The organism is Saccharothrix sp. AJ9571 (assembly GCF_021725495.1).
GTDB classification, from domain to species: Bacteria; Actinomycetota; Actinomycetes; order Mycobacteriales; family Pseudonocardiaceae; genus Amycolatopsis; species Amycolatopsis magusensis.
Map to the genome: position 1 here is coordinate 7264430 of NZ_CP091382.1, position 16725 is coordinate 7281154.

Genomic DNA, 16725 nt, shown 5'->3' on the forward strand with positions numbered 1-16725 from the left:
GCCCCGAACGTGGTGTGGCACGAGTCGGCCGTCACCCGCGCCGAGCGCGCTACCCAGGGCATGACGGTGTGGCTGACCGGCCTGTCAGCTTCCGGGAAGTCCACCGTCGGCGCCGAGTTGGAGCGCCAACTGGTCGCCTCCGGACGTCCGGCGTACTTGCTCGACGGCGACAACCTGAGGCACGGGATCAACGCCGGTCTCGGCTTCACCGCTGCGGACCGCGCGGAGAACGTGCGGCGTACGGCCGAGGTCGCCCGCATGTTCGCCGATGCCGGGCTGGTTGCGGTCGTGTCCCTGATCAGCCCGTATCGAGCGGACCGGGACAACGCCCGCGCCATCCACGCGGCCGCCGGGTTGCGCTTCGTGGAGGTGTTCGTCGATACGCCATTGGAGGTGTGTGCCAAGCGCGACCCGAAGGGCATGTACGCCAAGGCCCGGCGTGGCGAGATCACCGGGTTCACCGGCGTGGATGACCCGTACGAGGCGCCCCACAGCCCCGACTTGGTGCTGCGGCCCGGCGACGGCGATCCGGCCGACCACGCCGCGATCCTTCTCGACGGGCTCGTCACAGACGGCAGACGAAGAGTTGACCGCAGACCTGGCCGAACGGGTGGGACGGTCGCTGCTGAACGCGCGCAACGGCGCTTCCCCTGACGCCGACCTGCGCGCCGAGGGCGACGTGTGCTCCAACGAGGTGCGATCCGCTCGACGGCACCGCGCGCTCGGGCTGCACGGACTGGGCGATCCACTCGGCGCTGTGGGAACGCGGCGCCCATATCACCGTGGCGGCCGTCGCCCGGCCGTGCTCAGCAGCGTCCATTCCACGGTGGAGACCAGGGCCCGCGAGGCCGGCCGGCCCCGTGCATCCTCGTCAGCGGGGTCCGACCGCCGGCGTTCACCAGGCCGTGGCCGGCGAACTGGGTGCGGATCTCGCCGACATGGGTCCGCCGGAGCGAAGGCGACGGCTGCGCTCCGTGGCGAGGCCGAAGTGCACCCAGATCAGCGCCAGAATCCGGGTGTGGTCGCGCAGGCCGCGTTCCACCGCACCGACGATCTCCTCCACGGTGGCCCGCCGCAGGCCCTCGTACAGCCGGATCGTCCGGTGCGCCGCACCGCTGGCCTCCGCCTTGAACCGCAGCAGCTCTGAGGCCGACCGCGCCGGAACCACTTGCTCATCGAGGATTCACCTCCCGGTGATCACCATGGCGGCTCGCCCGCCACTATAGGGCCTCGGCGAGCACGGCTCGATCTTTCCCGCCCACGGCCGGTGCCGCACCGGACTACGGCCGCCGCGTCCGCTGCGGTGAGCGCCTCCAACTGTCGCGCCGGTGCCGCGGTGGTGGCAGCGGCATAGCGGGCGGCGCGGCCGGCACCGATGTCGGGCTCGAAGCCAGCCGCGGCCTTGATCTGCTCGACCTCGGTCAGCCAGATCTTCAAGTTAACCCTGACTTGCCGCGACTCCAGCTGAGATCGATTCGGAATCGAGATCGAACTAGACCCCCCATGAACTCCAGCCGAAGCCGGTTGCTGAACGACGGCAGCACGCCCTTGGCGGCGCCAACGGTGCCCGCCGCCCGTCGACCTCGTGGGTTTCTCGTTACTCGTCATCGACTTAGTCCTGTGCGGCTGCGGTCCCAGCACCCTTTCCACCAGGACCCTCCTTAATGGACGGTCATGCCGGCGGCGGTTCGCTCGCCGTGGCCGGCTCGGGGGCGGCTTTCCGGGCGCGGGTGGTCCGGTAGACGGCGAGTGCCGCAGTGGCCGCACCGGCCGAGAGGATGATCGGCAGGTGGGCGGTGAGCAGGGACGTACCGGTCGAGGCGAGTAGGACGGCCAGCGAGTTCCGCAGCAACCGGGCGGGCAGGCGCGGGGCGAGCATGCTCCCGGCGATCACCGCCGGCACGCCGCCGAGCAGCAACGGCCAGGTGATGGGGAGGTGGAAGTCGCCGAGGACGGCGTGGCCGACCGCGGCGGTGAAGACCATCGGCAGCGCCTGCACGATGTCGGTGGCGACGAGGGCGGACATCCGCAGCGCGGGGTAGAGCAGCAGCAGACTCGCGGCCACGATCGAACCGGAACCGACCGAGGTGAAGCCGACCAGCAGGCCGGTGACCGCGCCGAGCGCCACCGTCCTGGCGCGCCGGACCGCCACCAGATCCGGCCGCCGGGCGCCGCCGGGCCGCCAGCGGTGCACCGCGAGCACGGTCACCAGCGCGACCACGAGCAGCACCACCCCGATGGTCGTCTTCAGTGCCGAGTGCAGCGCCGGGGCGGGGCCGATCAGCTTGGTAACCACCGGTCCGACCAGGGCCGCGGGCACGCTGCCCGCCGAAAGCCACAGCACGATCGGCCAGTGCACGTCGCCCCTGGCCTGGTGCACCGCGCCGCCGGTGAGCTTGAGCCCGAGCGCGACCAGCAGGTCGCTGGACACCGCGGCGGTCGGCGGCAGGCCGAAGACCAGCACGAGCAGCGGCGTGAGCAGGGCGCCGCCGCCGATCCCGGTCAACCCGACGAGCAGCCCGACCACCGCACCGGCGCAGATTAGCGACAGCACGGGTCAGCCGTCCGCTTCCCAGGCACCCCGGCGCACCCACCCGCGCTGGAGGAGCGGGTCCAGCACCCGCTCGACGGCGTTCTCCCCGGGTTCGGCGCCGACCACCACGTCCGGGTCGAATGGCACTTCGTACGGATCGTCCACCCCGGTCAGCCCGCGCAACTGCCCGGCGGCCGCGGCGGCGTAGAGCCCTTTGGGGTCTCGCCGCGCGCATTCCGAGACCGGCGTCGCGACGTGGACCAGCAGGAAGTTCGCCACCTGGGTGACCGTACGGCGGAACAGTTCACGGCCTTCCTCGTGCGGTGCGACTGGTGCGCAGACCACCACACCGCCGTGCCGGGCGCATTCGGCCGCGACGGTGGCCAGCCGGGTGAGGTTGCGCAGCCGATCGGCGCGGGAGAACGACAGATCGGGCGAGAGCGTGTTCCGCACGATGTCCCCGTCGAGCAGAGTGACCGTGCGGGAGGTCGAGCTGGTCAGCCAGTCGCGCAGGCCACGGGCCAGCGTCGACTTCCCCGACGCGGGCAGACCGGTGAGCAGCACGACCAGACCAGCGCTGTCGTCCGGTGGGCGGGAAGCGGCCGACACCGCTTCGAGGGCACTCCGCAGAGCCGGGTCCGGGTCCGGACCCTCCGGACAACGGCGCACCGCCGCCGCCATCGCATCGCCGGACGCGGTTACGGTGGGCCCACCGGTCAGCAGGACCTCGGCGCCGAACCGGTGTGCGGCCTTCGCGGTGAGCCAGCGCAGTTCCGGGGTCCGGGACCAACTCGGCGGCAACGGCAGCCCGGCGATCTCGACCTCGTCACCGAGCAGTTCGGCGGACGCGCGCACCGCGCGCACGGCGGCGACGGTCGCGGGGGAGACCCCGGTGCCTTCAGTGCCCAGTAACGGCATCAGCAGCAATGGACTGCCGCTCTCGGCTGCCTCGCGAAGCGCACCACGGACCACCGCGGGCTCGAGCGGTCCGTCCACCGCGAGCGCGACCCTGCCGGATCGTGGTGCGTTGTCCGGCGGGCGGCGCAGTGCCTGGAACGCGCCGGTACGCGGCACCGCGTCGAGCAGGATCGCGCCGGAGATCAGGTGCCCGTTCTCGGCGGCCCAGCATTCGGCGACCTCGACCGTGCCGAGGCGTTGTCCTTCGGGCTCGAGCAACGTGATCGCCGAGCCCTCCGGCACCGCGGCCTCGGAGCGCAACCGCCACGGCCAGCGCCACGGCGTGCCGTCGGCCAGCTGGCCGCTCCGGCGGACCTGCGCCAGGTTCCGCCGGGAGAGATAGCCCGGCAACGGGTCCAGGGCGCCCCAGGCGAACAGCTCGTGGACATCGCAGTCCATTGTGGACAGTTGGATCGGCACCTTCGTGCCCGGTTCAGCGAGCATCGTCAACCATGCCGGCACCCGCCGTCGCGGCGGTGGTCTCGTCGATGAGCACGAAGCTGCCGGTCACCCGGTTGCGGGCGTAGCGGTCGGCGAAGACCGGTTCGGACAGCTTCAGCACCACCGCGCCGATGTCGTTGAGGTCCAGATGGTCCGCGGGCACTTCGGTCAGCGCGGGCAGTTCCAGCCGGTGCTCGACGCGCTCCACGACCGCGCGCACCCACCGGCTGGTGTGGCGCAGCGCGTAGACCGCGCCCGGTTTCAGCGGCTGCTCGTCGAGCCAGCACACCGCGGCCCGCAGTTCGCCTGCCACCACGGGGCCTTCGTCCGCGGCGGCCAGCATGCCACCGCGCGAGAGGTCCACGTCGTCGGTCAGCGTCACCGCCACCGAGGTGCCGGTGTCCGCCGTGGCCACCTCGCCACCGCCGTCGCGCACCGCGGTGACCGTGGTGCGCGAGCCACCGGGCAGCACCCGCACCGGCGTGCCCCGGTGCACCTCGCCCGCCGCGAGCCGCCCGGCGTACCACCGCTCGATGCGGCCGTTTTCCTTCTGCTGCAACACGGTCTGCACCGGGAGACGCAGTGCGCTGCGGCTGCCGGACTCGCCGGTGCCCACCGTTTCGAGATAGTCGAGCAGGACCGGCCCGTCGTACCACGGGGTCCGCGCGGACCGTTCGACGACGTTGTCCCCGTGGCGCGCGGACAACGGCACGACCACCGGGACGGGCATGCCCAGCCGCCGGGCGGTCGCTTCGAGGGCGTTGCGCATTCGTTCGAAGGGCTCGCGGGCGTACCCGGCGAGATCGATCTTGTTCGCGCAGACGACCAGCCTGGGCACCCGCATGGTGGCAAGTACGGCCAGATGGCGCGCGGTCTGGGTGGTCAGTCCGGCGGACAGGTCGGTGAGCAGCAGTGCCGCGTCCGCGGTGGACGCCGCGGTGACCATATTGCGCGTGTACTGCTCGTGCCCGGGGGCGTCGGCGAAGACGAACGCCCGCCGGGCGGTGCGGAAGTAGCGGTGGGCGACGTCGATGGTGATGCCCTGTTCACGTTCGGCCCGCAGGCCGTCGGTGAGCAGGGCCAGGTCCGGCTCGGCCTGACCGCGCCCGGCCGCGGCGGCCCGGAGTTCGTCGAGGTGGTCGTCGGCCACCGAATCGGTGTCCAGCAGCAGGCGGCCCACCAGCGTGCTCTTCCCGTCGTCGACCGAACCCGCGGTGACGACGCGCAACATCTCCCCCACTAGAAGTAGCCCTCCTTCTTCCGGTCCTCCATGGCAGCGTCGCCGACCCGGTCGTCGGCCCTGGTCGCGCCGCGCTCGGTGATCCGGGCCGCGAGCACCTCCTCCAGCACCTCGGCGACGGTGCGCGAGGTGGAGAGCACGGCGCCGGTGCAGGTCATGTCGCCCACCGTGCGATAGCGCACCGACCGCACCACCGGGGCCGGGTCGTGCTCGCGTCGGGCGGGTGTGCCGGCGTCGAGCAGGATGCCGTCGCGCTCGAACACCGCGCGCTCGTGCGCGAAGTACAGCGGCGGCAGCGGTACGTCCCTGGCGGCGATGTAGGTCCACACGTCGAGTTCGGTCCAGTTCGACAGCGGGAACACCCGCATGTTCTGGCCGGGCGCGAGCCGGGTGTTCGGCACCTCCCAGAGCTCCGGCCGCTGGGCGCGCGGATCCCAGCGGCCGAAGGTGTCGCGCAGAGAGAAGACCCGTTCCTTCGCGCGCGCCTTCTCTTCGTCCCGCCGGGCGCCGCCGAGTAGCGCGTCGAACCCGTGCTGCCCGATGGTGTGCAGCAGCACCTTCGACTGGAACTTGTTGCGGCTTTCGCCGCCGAGCGCGGCGGCGGGCAGGACCCCGTCACGCACCGCGTCTTCGACCGAGGCCACCAGCAGCCGGGCACGGTGGCGGGTGGCGGTCGCGTCGCGGTAGCCGAGGACCTCGGGAAAGTTGTGCCCGGTGTCGATGTGCAGCAACGGGAACGGTAGCGGGGCCGGGGCGAAGGCCCGGCAGGCGAGTTCCAGCAGCACCGCGGAGTCCTTACCGCCGGAGAACAGCAACGCGGGCCTGCGGAACCCGGTGACCTCGCGGATGATCGCGATCGCCTCGGATTCCAACTGCCGCAGGCGCCGCCCGGGGGTCACCGCCGCTCCCCGGCACGCAGTTCGTCGAGCGCGGCCCACAACTCGTCCGCCGAGGACGGGCGGCAGATGACGATGTCCGGCATGGCCGGGTCCGGGTGGTTGTACCGCGGGGCCGAGCCGTCGAGGCGCCGCACGCGCAGGCCGTGCGCCAGCGCCACGGCGACCGGCGCGGCGGAGTCCCATTCGTACTGGCCGCCGGTGTGCACGTAGGCGGTACCGGCACCCTGGAGCACCGCCGCGGCCTTCGCGCCGGCCGAACCCATCGAGCGCACGGTCGCGCCCCACCGCTCGGCCAGCGGCACGGTCAGGTGCGGCGGGCGGCTGCGGCTGACCAGCAGCACGCGCGGATCCGGGTCCGGCGGCGGGGGCTGCGTCCGCCAGGTGGAGAAGACCCGGTCCTGCGCGGGAAGCGCCACCGCGCCGGCGATCAGCACGCCGTCACCCCAGAGCGCGACGTGCACCGCCCAGTCCGCCCGGCCGGGCTGGCCGAACTCTCGCGTGCCGTCGAGCGGGTCGATGATCCAGACCCGGTCGGCGTCCAGCCGCGCGTGGTCGTCGGCGGATTCCTCGGACAGCACGGCGTCGGACGGGCGCCGGTCGGCGAGGCGGTGCTGGAGGAACTCGTCGGCGCGGCGGTCGCCCTCGGCGCCGAGCGCGGAACCGGAGCCGGTGGCGCGCAGTTCGAGCAGCAGTTCGCCCGCTCCCCGCGCGAGGTCGTGGGCCAGCCAATGGTCGTCGGAGTCCGGCGCGGCCCGGTACGCCGGCCCCGCCGACGAGGTCGGCCAGCGGCCTGCCGAGGTTCTGATCATCATTCCCCAAAGTGCGGTTGCCGTTCTCGCGAAATGCGAAAACGGGACGGGAGAACGGGCCCTGCGGTGCCCGCGCGTGCCGTGTCTTGCTTTGGAATCCCCAGTGCGCGGCCGAACGGCCCTCGATGGGAGTCACCGTACTCGCAACTCGGCAGATATTCACGGACGTGGCCGCGATCTGTGCATATGTGCGCATTTTGCCGGGAAATTACCCCGTTTGCCAGGACAGGGTCGTGGGTTCGGCGGTGGCGGTACTCCAATCCGGTGTTCACGGGTGGAGTAGGGGCGGCGCCGGTGCTGCACCGGGTGCAAGTCAGCTGTCCGATAGTCTGGGTTCCTAAGCATCGTCAGCCTGCGGTCCTTCCGCTGTCCAGAAAGGCTTTCGTTGCGCTGGAGAGGTGAGCGGCCGGGTTCCGCGGCCCGTCGCGACCGCGTTCGGCCCCCGGATCGGGGCGTTGACAGATCACGAACAGATGGCGATAGTGGGCAAGTCCGCGAGTGGTCCGCGGCCAATTCGGGCTCAAGCCTACGTTTCACGCTACCTGGGGGTATTGCGTGTTTTTATACTGCAGTCTTTCTCTCAATCAGGAGTCACCGGTGTCCGGTGATCAATTCGAGTCGGGCTCGTGGAGGCCGAGTTGTGTCGCGTCGCGCTGATTTCGGGACGGCGCTGGTAATCGGCGCCGGCGGCGCGGAAATGGGCGGCGGGAACTGGGTCGGCCCGGTTTGCCGCGCGCTGCAGGCCGAGGGTTTCCGGGTGGTCCTCGCGGAGTCCGATCCCGAGCTGATCCCCGGCTGCCGCGAGGTGGCCGACGAGTGGTACGCCGGTGCGCTGGACGCTCCGGCTGTCCGCGCGATCACCGACCGGGTCCGCCCGCGGCTGGTCATGGCCGTGAACGGGTTGCACCGCGGGCTCGGGCCCACGGGCGTCCCCGTCGCTCCGGCGTGGGACGGCGAACTGGTGCTCTGCTACGAAAGCGGAGACGTGCTGGTCGCCGGAACCGCCGAGTACCTGGGCCCGGAACGGCTGCTCGCCGCACCGGCACCGTCACTCGACGAGCGCGGCCTGGAACGGCTGAAGTCGCTCGGCGCGACGGCGTTGCGCGAGGCGGGTGTCCCGCCGGGCGGGTACGCGATCGGCTTCGACCGCGACCCCGCCGGTGCGCCGGTCTTCCGCGGTATCGCCAGGCTGAACCCGAGATCCGCCGAGCTCGCCGCCGTGGCAGCGGGGTTCCCGCTGGTCGAGGTGGTGACCGGGCTGGTGCTCGGGCATCGGCTGAGCGACCTGCGCGAGCGGCTGTCGCCGCCGGTGGACTCCCCGGCGCGCACGCTCGTCCGGCTGGGCGAAGTGATCGCCGCCGGGCACGATCTGGAGTCGGCCCGCCGCCGGGTCGTGCGAGGCAGGACCGCGGCTCACGAGCGCGCGGGGGAGCTGACCGCGGAAGTGTTACGTGAAGCCAAAAAATCCGGAATGTCCGATGACGAGGTCGCGCACCGGCACGGACTCCGCGCGGAGACGGTGCGCGAACTCCGCCACGCCTGGGGCAACCGGCCCGGATTCCCGGCGCTCGGTGGCGGACTCCGCCACCTGTGCTACGGCGACGGGTCCACCCCTGACCCGCGAGTGAAAGCCGCGCTGCTGGTGGTCGGTGCCCAGCCCTCGGCGATCCCGCGGCTGCCGGACCTGGAAACGGTGGCGATCGGCTCCTCACCGGGACTCTTGCAGGCGAGCGCGGCCGACCGGCGGTACCTCGTGTCCGATGCGGTGGAAGACGTGCTCGCGGTCGTGCGCGCCGAAGCCGCGGCCGGACCGCTGGCCGGGGTGTTGCTCCGGAGCAGCGCGGAGAAGGCATGGGAAACGACCGTCGCGTTGCGCGAGGCCGGGTTCGAAGTCCTTGGCGCGCCCCGGGTTCCGCCCCTGGAGCAAGCGGGGCACGCGCCGCTCGGAGCGGTCGAAGTCGAGGTCGACGCGCTGTACGACGGCACCGAGGTCTTCGTCGGCGCGGTCACCGAATACCTGGACAAGGCTGCCGCCCGGCGCGGGCCCCGATCGCTCGGGTTCCCGGCGTTGACGCTGAGCGGAGACGACCTCCGCCGCGTGCGCGAGGCGGTTACCGACCTGGCGAGACGGCTGGACGTGCGCGGGCTGGTGCACGCGCGCTTCGCCCTCGTGGTCGAAGGCGTGCGCACCCTCGCCGTCGAAACCGGTGCGTCCCACACGCTCGCCTTCGCGGCGTCGTGCACCGGACTTCCGTTGGCCGAAGCGGCGGCGCGCACTGCGCTGGGGGAGAAGATCGCCCAGCTGCGTGCCGAAGCGTGGCTGCCGGAGACCGGTGACGCCCCGGCGTCCGGTCCGGTCGCCGTGCTGCGCCCCGACGCGCATTCGGGACGGCGCGTGGTGGGCGTCTCGGCGCACTTCGGCGGCGCGTTCGCCGAAGCCATGGCCGCCGCGCGCAGCCCGCTACCCGCGACGGGCCGGGTGCTCGTGTCGCAAGTGGACGGTGATCGGCGGGAGCTGGCGCTGCCGCTGCACGTGCTGGCGGAAACCGGCTTCGCCGTGCTGGCCACCGAACTGCCGGCGGCGATCCTGCGAAGACACGGCCTCGCCGTGCGCGAAGTCCCCGACAGCGCGGTCACCGGGTTGCTCACCCGTGGGCTCGTCCACCTCCTCGCCGACGTCCGTGCGGAGTCTCGTGACACCGCCGCCGAGCACGGAATCCCCTGCGTCACCACCATCTGCGAACTCATCGCCGCCGTGCGGGCCGTGCAGGCCCAGAACGCACGCGGAGCAGTCCGGCCGATCACTGAGTTCCCCGCCACCGGGAGGTCGCCGTGTGCCGACGGCGCCCCCCGGCGGCCCCAGCGCGTCATTGCTGACGCTACAAGGAGGTAGTCGATGATCACTGGTGGGCTCAAGCTCACGCAGAGCGGCGGTCTCGCTCTGCTCAACGACGGCAAGCTCGAGTTCAACATCGAAATCCAGAAGCTCGACAACAACAGACGCTACAGCAACGTCGATGACGTCGAAATCCTCGTCCAGATACTGGGAGACTACGGGTACGAGCTGGGCGACGTCGACGAATGGGTGCTGGACGGCTGGGACGGCGCGGTCAACGGGCACGTCTCCACGCTGAACCACGGTGTGCCGATGGACGTCACCGTCGCGCCGTACCGCGAGACCGACAAGGTGCCGAACCCGCTCCAGCCGGGGCACGTCGGCGAGTTCCGCATCGGTTCGGCGGCCAAGCCCTACCGCAGCTACGTGCACGTGGGCAGTCACCTCGCCGCCGCCTACTGCACCAGCCCGTTCGCCAGGCGGGGTGAGCCCTCGTTCGTGATGGTCTGGGACGGCGGCTGCTTCCCCCGGTTGTACTTCGTCGACGAGACGGGCCGGATCGAGCCGGGCGGGGAGGCCTTCCCGCTGATCGGCCACACCTATTCGATGGCGTCGCAGCACTGGGGCCCGTTCCGCCGCGACACCAAGTCGCAGAACGTCGACGACCTCGCGGTGGCGGGGAAGCTCATGGCCTACATCGCCCTCGGCGCGGTCAAGCCGGACATCAAGGAGGTGCTACACGAACTGTTCCGCAAGCACTTCACCGCGGACAGCCCGAGCGTGCGCGCCTACCGCGAGAAGATCATCGGCTGCGGCAGCACCGGTGAGCCTTCGCACGGCTACGTGCACGCGTTCCTGAACGAGGCGCGTGAACGGCTGGAGCAGATGGGAGCTTCGGACGACGACGTGCTCACCAGCTTCCACGAGTTCGTCGAGGAACTGCTGCTCGAACACGTCACCGCGAAGATCAGGGCGTGGAAGGGCGACGGCCCGTGGAACCTGTGCTTCGCCGGCGGGTGCGCGCTGAACATCAAGTGGAACAGCGCACTGCGCGCCCACCCGGCGATCAAGGCCATGTGGGTGCCGCCGTTCCCGGACGACTCCGGTTCGGCGATCGGCACCGCGGCGCTGCACTTCGGCAACGCGGCGGGCGGGCTGCAGGCGATCGAGTGGGACACGCGGATGGGGCCCGACCTGCTGCGCACCCCGCACACACCGGCCGGCTGGACGGTGGAACCCTGCCGTCCCGAGGAACTGGCGCGCCTGCTGCACCGCAGCGGCAAACCGGCGGTCCTGCTGCGCGGTCGCGCGGAACTGGGGCCGCGCGCGCTCGGCGGCCGCAGCATCATCGCCCCGGCGGTCGACCCGCGGATGAAGGCGGTGCTCAACGACGCGAAGCAGCGCGAGCACTACCGCCCGGTGGCGCCGATCTGCCTGACCGAGCACGCGCCGGAGATCTTCGACCCCGGCACCCCCGACCCGCACATGCTCTTCGAGCACCGGGTGCGCCCGGAGTGGGTCGACCGCATCCCGGCCGTGCTGCACCTCGACGGCACCGCGCGCCTGCAGACGGTGAGCAACGAGGACGACCCGAACCTGACCGCGATCCTCCGCGAGTACCACAAGTGGAGCGGGGTGCCGGTGCTGTGCAACACCAGCGCCAACTACAACGGCCGCAGCTTCTTCCCGGACGCGGCCTCGGCGATGGAGTGGGGTCAGGTCGACCTGGTCTGGAGCGACGGGGTGCTCTACCGCCGCGTCCGCCACGACGGCGAGGGCTGAGGCCCCGCCCGGCCGGTGGTGGACACGCCCGCCGGCCGGGCGGCCCATCCGGTTCACCATCAGGGAAAGGAGCACGGTGGCAGAAGGGACCCTCGCGCCGGCACCGGTCCGGCACCCGGCCAACTTCGGCGTGCTGTGGACGGCTGACCTCGGTGCCCGGTTCGGTTATCAGATCAGCGTCTTCCTGCTGCCGTTGATCGTGGTGACCGTGCTCGACGGCAGCGGTACCAGCGTCGGGCTGGTGTCGGCCTCGCAGTTCGTGCCGATCCTCGTGCTGTCGCTGGCGGTCGGGGCGTGGACGCACCGGCTGTCGCTGCGGCGGCTGCTGGCGGTGAGCAACCTGGTGCGCGGGCTGGCTTTCCTGTGCCTGGGCGCGCTGCACGCGGCCGGTGGGCTGGTGTACTGGGAACTGCTGGTGATCGCGGTGGTGATCGGTGCGGTCACGGTCTTCTACGACATCGGCCTCCAGGTCGCCGTGCCGCGCTTCTTCAGCGGTTCCCGACTGGTCTCGGTCAACGGTTTCCTGCAGGCGACCACGTCGGTGAGCCAGATGGCCGGGCCCGCGGTGGCCGGGTTCCTCGCGCAGCGCGCGGGAATCTCCGCCGCGGGCTTCATCACCGGCGGGGTGCTCTGCGCCGCCGCGGTGCTGTTCACCTGCCTGCGGGCGGAAAGCCGCGACACCGGACCGGCGCAGCGCATCGGCACGACCATCCGCACCGGGCTGCGGTTCACCTGGCGGTGCCGGCCGATCCGGGACCTGTGCACCCAGTCGGCGCTGTTCAACCTGCACGAGCAGGCCTTCCTCACCGTGTTCCTGATCTTTGGGGTGCGCACCCTCGGCCTGTCCGGCGGCCTGGTCGGCACGCTGATCGGGCTGGGCAGCATCGGCGCGATCGCGGGTTCGCTGCTGGCCGGGCGCATCGGGCGGCGACTGCACCTCGGGATCACCCTGACGGTATCGATCTTCGTCGCCGCCATGGGCCTGCTGCTGGTCCCGGTGTTCGCGGCCACCGCGGGCGGGACCACGTGGCTGCTCGGTGCCGGTTTCGTGGTGAACGGGCTGGCGCTGGCCGGGTACAACGTCCTGGCCATCACGCTGCGCCAGGAGATCCCGCCGCCGGAACTGCTCGGCTCGGTGACGGCCAGCTACCGGATCGCCGCCTTCGGCACGATGCCGCTCGGCGCGCTGGCCGGTGGGCTGCTGGTCGACGGGGTCGGCGCGGGGACCGCGCTGTGGATGGTCTCGTGCTCGCTCACGGCCGCGTCCCTGCTGCTGTTCTTCTCGCCGCTGCGGCGTGCTCGCGATCTCGAGCACGCCCGCGCGCTGACAGCCCCTTCGCGCACGGAGGACACATGACCCTGCACCGGAGCATCACCGAAGTGTCCTCCGCGGACTGGAACCGGCTCGCGGCGGCGCGGCTGCCGGATCTGAGCCACGAGTACCTGGCCTTCCGCGAGCAGCGGGAGCCGGGCGCGCCGGTGGTCGCCGCGCTGCGGGACGCTTGCGGGCTGACCGGCGCGGTGCACGGCACCCGCGCCACGGCGGCGAGCGGCCTGTTCAGCCACCCGTGGAAGATGCTGACCGGCGACCAGTTCCGCCGGGACAGCGGGGACGACTCGCGGCGAGAGCACGAGCGGCTGATCGAGGGAGCCGGCGCGGCGCGAGCGGCCTTGGCCGACGCGCTCGTCGTGCGTGCCTACGACACCAGCGATCTGCTGCTCTCCGGCGACGCGCCGGAGAACGAGCGGGCGCGGACGGCCCTCGCGCTGCTCGACGCGCTGCGGGACGGCGAGGCCAGCGCCGTGGTGTTCCCGTTCGTGCGGCCGCAGGACGAGCTGCTGCGCACCGCGCTCGCGGAACGCGGCTTCCACTCCGGCTGCCTGACCGCGGCCTCCACAGTGGACACCGGTGGGGCCGCTGACTACGCGGCGTTCCTGGCCTCACTGCCGAGCCAGGTGCGCCGGCACTACGCCAAGGCGGAACGCGAACTGCCCGGCGGCGTGACGGTGACCGAAGTGCCGCTGCTGCCGAACCTCGACCGGATCGCGGACCTGGAGACGCAGACCCTGGCCAAGAACGGGGGCCCGGCAGACTTCGAGGCCGTCCGTGCGGCACGCCGGCGGCAGGCGGAGCTGATGCCGGGGCAGCTGCGCGTCGCCGGCGCCGTCCGCGACGGCGAGATCCTGGCCTGCGCAGTGCAGCTCATCGGTCCCGGTGGCTGCTGCGTACTGGCCTACGGCTGCGACTACACCGCGGGCGAGGGCAGCATCGCCTACCACCACCTGATGTTCAACGAACCGGTGGCGCGGTGCGTGGCGCAGGGCGTGGCCGCGTACCGGCTCGGGTTCGAAGCCTTCCAGCCCAAGCGGCAGCGCGGTGCCAGGGTGGAACGCCGCGAAATGTGGCTCTGGCTGCCGGACACCGCGGCGATGGCCGGCGCCGCCCGGCTGCTCGACTTCCTCACCGGCCTGAATTCCGACCACCTCGGGACGTTCGGCGCGACCGCCTGAGCGTCCCACCACCGCAGGGAATGGAGTGATCGATGGCAAAGGCGCCGCGCGCGATGGTGATCTCGCTGCAGAAGGCGGGCACGCACCTGATGCAGGGGCTCATGGTGGAACTGGGATACAAGATGGCGGGAGTGCCGCGGCCCGATCCGGGCAACGTACCCGTCTTCGACGACGAGCAGCGGCGCCGGATCGCCGCGCTCACCCTGTCCAAACTGGACTACGACGAACTACTGGCGTGCCAGGGCACGCCGGAGTTCGCCGAACGGACGCAGGCGGCGTGGGCGGCGCTGGGCTGGAGCTGGCAGAACCGGCTGGGCCAGCGGGTGGTCACCCGGTACGGCCAGACCCGGCAGGACCACGCGGAAAACCTGATCACCAATCCGGACATCGCCTACAGCCGGTTCTCCGAAACCCCGCCCGGCCTGTGCTGGATCTTCCACGAGCTCGACGTGAACAAGGTCGACGGCAACTTCCTCAGCGAATGGGCGGACACCGGCAACCCCCGGCTGGTGTTCAACTACCGCGACCCCAGGGACACCCTGGTGTCGATGATCAACTTTCTGGAGGGGCGCACCAGGGCGGGGTACGGCAACTTCTACGAGTTCGACATCTTCAGCCGGATCCTGGCGAGCAAGCCGACCTGGGAGGAGAAGATCGACTACGCCATCGCGGACGAGTCGTTCCTCGGCTGGGACCAGTACCGGAAGTCGCTCTGGCTGCTCCACCACCCGGACGTGTGCAAGGTCAGCTACGAGGACCTGGTCGGCCCGGACGGCGGCGGCTCGCGGGAGCGGCAGGTCGGCGCCCTCGACCGCCTGCTCCGGCACATCGACTCGCCGCTGGACGCCGAGGAGGTCGCCGCGAAGGTGTACAACCCGGATTCGTGGAGCTTCTTCCGCGGCAAGACCGGCACCTGGCGCGAGCGGTTCACCGACCGGAACCTCGCGCACTTCAACGAGGTCTTCGGTGACACGCTGGCCCAGTTCGGGTACGAGTGAGCGCCGGGAAGCCGCCGGCGTTCGTCCTGCTCGGCGGGTTGCGGGTGATCGTGCGCAACTGGCGCTACCTGACCGAGCTGGACCGTCGCGGGCTGAAGATCCTGGTGCTCACCTCGTCGGGCTGGCGGGCGGAGACCCTGGCCTGCCTGGCGGCGACCGAGGGGGCCGGTGCGCTGATCCACGACGCCGGTTTCGTCGAGGGCAAGGTCGAACTCGACGGGAGTTTCACCGCGGGCGTGATCGCCCAGGTGCACCGGTGGCAGGATCGGTACCGGATCGAGGGCGTGTTCGCGGCGGGGGAGATGCTCGTCGAGCAGACCGGGCTCGTGGCCGACGCGCTCGGCCTGCCCGCGCCCGGCCTCCGCGCCGCGCGGGTGTGCCGGAACAAGTACCTGCAGCGGTTCTACCTGCGCGACCTCGGCCCGGCGGTAACGGTGGTGCCGCCGGGCGAACGGGCTTCGCTGGAGGCCGCCGCGCTCAAGTACCCGGTGGTGCTCAAGCCGTCCGGCCGCCGGTCGAGCTCCGGGGTGCGGCAGATCGCCGACGCCGAGGAGCTCCACCGGCACCTCGGCGACTACCTCGACGGCGAGACGCTGCTGGTGGAGACGCGGGTCACCGGGCCGGAGTACTCGGTGGAAGCGCTGGTGCAGCACGGGCGGATCGTGTTCGAGTCGCTCACCCTCAAGCACACCAACGAGGCGAGCGCGGAGTCCTTCGTGGAACTCGGGCACAGCGTGCCGGCCCCGGAAGCGCACGGCAACGCCGCGCTGCTGGCCGCGAACCGCGAAGTGGTGGCCCGGCTCGGGTTCACCGACGGCGTCGTCCACAGTGAACTGCGGCTCGGCGACGACGGCGCGGTGACGTTGATGGAGGTGGCCGCGCGCACCCCCGGCGACGGCATCCTGCCGCTGTACCAGCTGGCCACCGGCAGCCCGATGGAACCGGCGATCGTGCGGATCGCGCTGGGCGAACCGGCGGACTACCCGGCGCCGCGCCGGTTCGCCAGGCAGGTGTACGTCGAGCACGAACCCGGGATGCTGCGCTCGGTGCGCCTCGACTGGGACGGGGTGGAACCGGTCTGGGTCGGCAAGGGCGAGTTCTGGCCGGAGCTGACCCCCGGCGAACCCGACGATCCGCCGGCCCTGCGGGCGGTGCTCGTGCTCAAGGAGGAGGGCAGCCCGCTCGGCCCGCTGCGGGAGTCCGACGACCGCGCGGTCACCTTCCTGATCGACGCGCCGACGGTGGCCGAGCTGGACGAACTGGAAGCGCGGGTGCGGGAGCGGATCGAGATTGTGGTGGATCGGGGTGCTCACTAATCTGGGGCGATGTTCGTTTTAGAGCTGGAATTCGACGACGATGAACGGCGGCTCGCCGCCCGGCCCGCGCACCGCGACCGATTGCGGCAGTTGCACGCCGAAGGTTTGCTGAAACTGGCTGGTCCGTGGGCCGACGATTCCGGTGCACTGCTGGTTTTCGATACCGACGAAGCCGGTGTCCGCCGCATCATGGAGGAGGATCCGTACTATTCGGTGGCCGGAGTGAAGGTCGCTTCGCTCCGGGAATGGCAGCCCATCGCCGGGAATTGATTCCGGCACCGGGCCGGATTCGTCGCGCCCTCAGTCCTTCGTGGACTGAGGGCGCGTTTTTGTCACCTGTACGGACGATGTTCGCCGCCGCGGTGCGAGTGGTTGAATTCCTGGCGGGTCCCAATTTGCCCGA

At 71.4% G+C, this 16725-nt stretch carries 14 protein-coding genes and 1 pseudogene; 8 read left to right on the top strand and 7 right to left on the bottom strand.

Going from position 1 to position 16725, the window contains the following annotated elements; all coding sequences use genetic code 11:
• A pseudogene (gene cysC, locus L3Q67_RS32715) lies at positions 1-555 on the top strand (adenylyl-sulfate kinase); the annotation flags it as partial.
• A gap of 340 nt (positions 556-895) precedes the next feature.
• Here cysC and L3Q67_RS32720 read toward each other — a convergent pair.
• The 7 genes from L3Q67_RS32720 to L3Q67_RS32750 all read right to left on the bottom strand — a co-directional run bounded on the left by L3Q67_RS32720 (position 896) and on the right by L3Q67_RS32750 (position 6882).
• Positions 896-1168 carry a hypothetical protein gene (locus tag L3Q67_RS32720; protein ID WP_499185284.1) on the bottom strand — a complete coding sequence of 91 codons (273 nt, stop codon included), beginning with the start codon at positions 1166-1168 and terminating at the stop codon, positions 896-898.
• 29 nt (positions 1169-1197) lie between these two features.
• A complete protein-coding gene (locus L3Q67_RS32725) occupies positions 1198-1437 on the bottom strand; it encodes a hypothetical protein (protein ID WP_499185285.1) in 240 nt (79 codons plus the stop codon).
• A 235-nt stretch (positions 1438-1672) separates the two neighbouring features.
• A complete protein-coding gene (locus L3Q67_RS32730) occupies positions 1673-2554 on the bottom strand; it encodes a sulfite exporter TauE/SafE family protein (RefSeq protein ID WP_499185286.1) in 882 nt (293 codons plus the stop codon).
• A gap of 3 nt (positions 2555-2557) precedes the next feature.
• Positions 2558-3934, bottom strand: a complete 1377-nt coding sequence (locus L3Q67_RS32735) for a bifunctional sulfate adenylyltransferase/adenylylsulfate kinase (protein WP_499185287.1) — start codon at positions 3932-3934, stop codon at positions 2558-2560.
• Positions 3924-5162, bottom strand: coding sequence for a sulfate adenylyltransferase subunit 1 (locus L3Q67_RS32740; RefSeq protein ID WP_499191697.1), 1239 nt, complete (start codon positions 5160-5162; stop codon positions 3924-3926). Before L3Q67_RS32740 ends, L3Q67_RS32735 begins: the two co-directional genes overlap by 11 nt.
• Positions 5163-5170: 8 nt before the next feature.
• On the bottom strand, positions 5171-6070 hold the full coding sequence (gene cysD / locus L3Q67_RS32745; RefSeq protein ID WP_499185288.1) for a sulfate adenylyltransferase subunit CysD: 900 nt from the start codon (positions 6068-6070) through the stop codon (positions 5171-5173).
• Positions 6067-6882 (bottom strand): 3'(2'),5'-bisphosphate nucleotidase CysQ, encoded by an 816-nt coding sequence (locus L3Q67_RS32750; protein ID WP_499185289.1) that lies wholly within the window; start codon positions 6880-6882, stop codon positions 6067-6069. Before L3Q67_RS32750 ends, cysD begins: the two co-directional genes overlap by 4 nt.
• Positions 6883-7519: 637 nt before the next feature.
• Between L3Q67_RS32750 and L3Q67_RS32755 the strand changes: the two genes are divergently transcribed.
• The 7 genes from L3Q67_RS32755 (at position 7520) to L3Q67_RS32785 (ending at position 16592) form a co-directional block, all read left to right on the top strand.
• Positions 7520-9772, top strand: a complete 2253-nt coding sequence (locus L3Q67_RS32755; protein WP_499185290.1) for a CarB family protein — start codon at positions 7520-7522, stop codon at positions 9770-9772.
• Positions 9773-9775: 3 nt separating this feature from the next.
• On the top strand, positions 9776-11497 hold the full coding sequence (locus L3Q67_RS32760; protein ID WP_499185291.1) for a carbamoyltransferase N-terminal domain-containing protein: 1722 nt from the start codon (positions 9776-9778) through the stop codon (positions 11495-11497).
• A gap of 76 nt (positions 11498-11573) precedes the next feature.
• A complete protein-coding gene (locus tag L3Q67_RS32765) occupies positions 11574-12854 on the top strand; it encodes an MFS transporter (RefSeq protein ID WP_499185292.1) in 1281 nt (426 codons plus the stop codon).
• Positions 12851-14008, top strand: coding sequence for a GNAT family N-acetyltransferase (locus L3Q67_RS32770; RefSeq protein ID WP_499185293.1), 1158 nt, complete (start codon positions 12851-12853; stop codon positions 14006-14008). Before L3Q67_RS32765 ends, L3Q67_RS32770 begins: the two co-directional genes overlap by 4 nt.
• A 32-nt stretch (positions 14009-14040) precedes the next feature.
• Positions 14041-15006, top strand: a complete 966-nt coding sequence (locus tag L3Q67_RS32775) for a sulfotransferase family protein (RefSeq protein ID WP_499185294.1) — start codon at positions 14041-14043, stop codon at positions 15004-15006.
• A complete protein-coding gene (locus tag L3Q67_RS32780) occupies positions 15003-16322 on the top strand; it encodes an ATP-grasp domain-containing protein (RefSeq protein ID WP_499185295.1) in 1320 nt (439 codons plus the stop codon). Before L3Q67_RS32775 ends, L3Q67_RS32780 begins: the two co-directional genes overlap by 4 nt.
• 9 nt (positions 16323-16331) lie before the next feature.
• A complete protein-coding gene (locus L3Q67_RS32785) occupies positions 16332-16592 on the top strand; it encodes a YciI family protein (RefSeq protein ID WP_499185296.1) in 261 nt (86 codons plus the stop codon).
• Positions 16593-16725 lie beyond the last annotated feature (133 nt).